The 4,016-nt window shown below is 71.1% G+C and carries 2 protein-coding genes and 1 pseudogene; all 3 read right to left on the bottom strand.

Features of this window, described 5'->3' with window-relative positions:
* Positions 1-66: 66 nt before the first annotated feature.
* Positions 67-1,150, bottom strand: a pseudogene (locus AC1MIR_RS18275) (DnaB-like helicase C-terminal domain-containing protein); the annotation flags it as partial.
* A gap of 75 nt (positions 1,151-1,225) precedes the next feature.
* Positions 1,226-2,455, bottom strand: a complete 1,230-nt coding sequence (locus tag AC1MIR_RS18270; protein WP_480029625.1) for a class I SAM-dependent methyltransferase — start codon at positions 2,453-2,455, stop codon at positions 1,226-1,228.
* Between the two features lie 26 nt (positions 2,456-2,481).
* Positions 2,482-3,726, bottom strand: a complete 1,245-nt coding sequence (locus AC1MIR_RS18265) for a class I SAM-dependent methyltransferase (RefSeq protein ID WP_480029624.1) — start codon at positions 3,724-3,726, stop codon at positions 2,482-2,484.
* Positions 3,727-4,016: the final 290 nt, after the last annotated feature.

The raw sequence follows: 4,016 nt of genomic DNA, 5'->3' as shown, positions 1-4,016 counted from the left end.
CCTGCTCCTTGGCGATGCCCTGCCGCCCCGGCGTGCACATGCTGAGCCCCCGTCCGCGGCTTTCCGGCGGCGTGCCGGCGGCCGGCCGCATCAGCTGCAGGTAGTCCACCACCACCAGGTCCAGGCCCTTGGTCCGCTGCAGCCGGCGGCAGCGGGTGCGCAGCGCGCTGATGGTGATCGCCGGCGTGTCGTCGATGTAGAGCGGCAGCGACTGCAGCTCGCGGCTGACTTCCACGAACTTGTCGAAGTCGCGCTGCGCGATGTCGCCGCGGCGGATGCGGTCGCCGGAGATGCGCGATTCCTCGGCGAGCAGACGCGTCGCCAGCTGGTCGCAGCTCATTTCCAGCGAGAAGATCGCGACGCCGCCGCGCGGCACCGCGTTCGGGGTCTCGTCCCGCGCCTTGCGCAGGATCGCGCGCGCCGCGCCGAAGGCGATCTTGGTCGCCAGCGCGGTCTTGCCCATGCCCGGACGGCCCGCGAGGATGACGAGGTCCGACTTGTGCAGCCCGCCCGTCTTGCGATCCAGGTCGCGCAGGCCGGAGGACAGGCCGGACACGCCGCCGGGATTCGAGAAGGCCGCCGCCGCATGGTCCACCGCGGTGGCCAGCGCGCGCTCGAAGCTGACGAAGCCGCCCTGCGCCGCATTGTCCTTGGACAGGTCGAACAGGCTCTGCTCGGCCGCTTCCAGCTGCTGGCGCGCATCGAGCTCCGGCTCCGCGCCGAAGGCGCGGTTCACCACCGTCTCGCCGAGGTCGATCAGCTGGCGCCGCATCCAGGCGTCGTGGATCACCCGGCCGTATTCGCCGGCATTGATCACGCCGACCATGGCGGAGAGCAGCTGCGCCAGATAGGCCGGGCCGCCCACCTCGTCCAGCAGGCCGTTGTGCTCGAACTCCGCGCGCAGCGTCACCGCATCGGCCAGCTGCCCGGCCTCGATCCGCCGCTGGATGGCGCCGAAGATGCGGCCATGCACCGGGTCCACGAAATGCTCGGCGGCCAGGAACTCGCCGACGCGCTCATAGGCCTTGTTGTTGGCCAGCAGCGCGCCGAGCAGCGCCTGCTCGGCCTCCATGTTCGCGGGCGGCAGCCGCTGCGAGAGGCCGAACAGGCCCTCGCCGGCGGAGGACGGGCCCGGACCGAAGGTGTTCATGGCCGCAGTCTAGACCAGCGCGCGAGTCGGCGCTTCCCCCGACTGCCTGTGGACGGATGTGGATAGCGGGGAGAGCTACGCTGCCGCCCTTGGCGCCTGCGCCGCCAGGGCCTCGGCCTCCGCCATCCAGTCGCGCGTGATCGGCAGCGTCTCCAGCCGACGGGTCATCTGCACCTGGAACACCACATGGCCCCAGTGGCGGAAGATCAGCTCCACAGAGGCCAGGTAGAACTCGAACATCCGGCAGAAGCGTTCGTCGTAGAGCGCCTGGATCGCGTCGCGATTGGCCGCGAAGCGGCGGCGCCATTCCTGGACGGTGAGCGCATAGTGCAGGCGCAGGATCTCGACATCCGTCGCGAACAGCCCCGACCGCTCGATGGCCGGCATCATTTCCGACAACGCCGGGCAATAGGCTCCGGGGAAGATGTATTTCGCGATCCAGGGATTGGTCGCGCCGGGCCCGTCGATGCGCCCGATCGTGTGCAGCAGCGCGACGCCGTCCTCGTTCAGTGAATCGCGCACCACGCGGAACAGCGCACCGTAATGCGCAAGCCCGACATGCTCGAACATGCCGACCGAGACGACGCGGTCCACCTTGCGGTCCCAGGCGCGGTAGTCCAGCAGCTCGAAGCGCACGCGGTCCGCAAGGCCGGCCTCCGCCGCACGCTGCCGCGCGACCGCCAGTTGTTCCTCGGACAGCGTGATGCCGGTGACGCGCGCCCCCCAGTCGCGCGCCAGCGTCAGCGCCATGCCGCCCCAGCCGCAGCCGATGTCGAGCACCTCGAGCCCCGGCCGGTCGAGCCGCAGCTTGGCCGCGATGTGGCGCTTCTTCGCCTCCTGCGCCTCCTCCAGCGTCTCGCGCCCGGTCGGGAAATAGGCGCAGGAGTATTGCCGGTCGCGGTCGAGGAACAGCGCGTAGAGGCGGCCGTTGAGGTCGTAGTGATGCGCCACGTTGCGCTTCGACCGCGGCGCGGGGTTGATCTGCGCCAGCCACCGCGTGACCCGGCGCAGCCATTGCCGCGCCTCCTCCACCGGATGCCCGCCGCCGGCCTCGATGTTCAGCATCAGGAAGTCGAGCAGCCTGTGGAGCGAGCAGTCCAGCGGCTCCACCTCGCCATCCATGTAGCCCTCGCCCAGCGCCAGGCCGGGATTCAGCACCAGCCGCCGCTCCGCCCGCCGCGTGCGGACCCGCATGCCGGCCGCCGGGCCGGGCGCGCCGGCGTATGCGCGGCGGCTGCCGTCCGGGTACTCGACGGTCAGCGTTCCGCGGCGCACGAGCCTCGTCATGGCAAGATGCAGCAGCATGTCGGCACCTCCCTCTTGTCAGGCCGTCAGGCGGGCAGAACCTCCGAAGCGGCGCGCGCATGCGCGCGCTCGGCCGCCGCGATCCAGTCGCGCGTCAGCGGCAGCGTCGCCTTGTCGCGCGTCATCTGCAGTTGCCAGTTCATCTGCCGGCCGTGCCGGAACGCCATCTCGCAGGCCGCGAGATAGAACTCGAACATCCGGCAGAAACGCTCGTCGTACATCGCCTCGATCGCCTCCCGCTCCCGCGCGAAGCGCCGCCCCCACTCGGCCAGCGTGATGGCGTAGTGCAGGCGGAGGATCTCGAGGTCGGTGACCCACAGGCCCGTCTTCTCCACCGCCGGCATCAGTTCCGACAGCGCGGGCGTATAGCCGCCGGGGAAGATGTACTTGGTCAGCCAGGGGTTCATGCTGGAGGGGCCCGCCATCATCCCGATCGCATGCACCACCGCGACGCCGTCCGGCTTCATCGCGTCGCGCACCACTTCGAAGAATTGCTGGAAATGCGGCAGGCCCACCGCCTCGAACATCGCCACCGACAGCACGCGGTCCGCCTGGCCGCGCCAGGCGCGGTAGTCCATCAGCTCGAAGCGCACGCGGTCCGCCAGCCCCTCCGCCGCCGCGCGCTCCCGCGCCACCGCGATCTGCTCCTCGCTCAGCGTGAGCCCGGTGACCCGCGCGCCCCATTCGCGCGCGAGGTAGCAGGCCATGCCGCCCCAGCCGCAGCCGATCTCCAGCACCTCGAGCCCAGGCCGGTCGAGCTTCAGCTTCGCCGCGATGTGGCGCTTCTTCGCCTCCTGCGCGTCCTCCAGCGTCTCGTCGCCGCGCGCGTAGTAGGCGCAGGAATACTGCATGTCGGGATCGAGGAAACGGCGGAACAGCCGGTGATCGAGGTCGTAGTGATGCGCCACGTTGCGCTTCGACCGCGCGGCCGGGTTGAACTGGTCGAGCATCCGCTTCGCGCGGCGCCAGGCTTCCAGCACATCCTCCACCGGATGCCGCCCGCCCTCGTACTGGTTCAGCACCAGCACCGCGAGCACATCCGCGATCGTGCAGCCCTCCGGCTCCACGCCGCCGTCCATGTAGAGCTCGCCGAAGGCCAGCGCCGGGTTCAGCACCAGCCGGCGCGTGGCGGCGGCGTCGCGGATGCGGAAGGCGGCCTCAGGCCCGGGATCGCCGCCATAGTCCCGCAGCGTGCCGTCCGCGTGCCGGACGGCCAATCGACCCCGGCGGATGAAGCTGCGCAGCGCCTGGTCGAGCAACCCCTGGAACATCGCCACCCCGCTTCCCCGGGGCCGCGTTGGATGCTCCGTGCCCCCTTGCCCGGAAAGACTAGGTCAGGCCGCGCCGCGCTTTCCAGCATGGCGGCCCCGCCTTTCGGGGACACGGACGGGGCGGCCATGCCGCACCGCTCCGGCCCCCGATCCCGGGACTGCCGGAAGGCGTATCAGATGCGCGAATTTGAATGAAGCAAAAAACGGGAGGGGGGGGGGGGGGGGGGGGGGGGGGGGCGCCCCCCCCCCCCCCCCCCCCCCCCCCCCCCGGCGCGGCGCCGGGGCGCGGC

The sequence above is a fragment of the Falsiroseomonas sp. RANM36 genome (assembly GCF_056682175.1).
The sequence above is the reverse complement of the archived record's forward strand: the minus strand, read 5'-3'. Positions and strand labels throughout refer to the sequence as shown.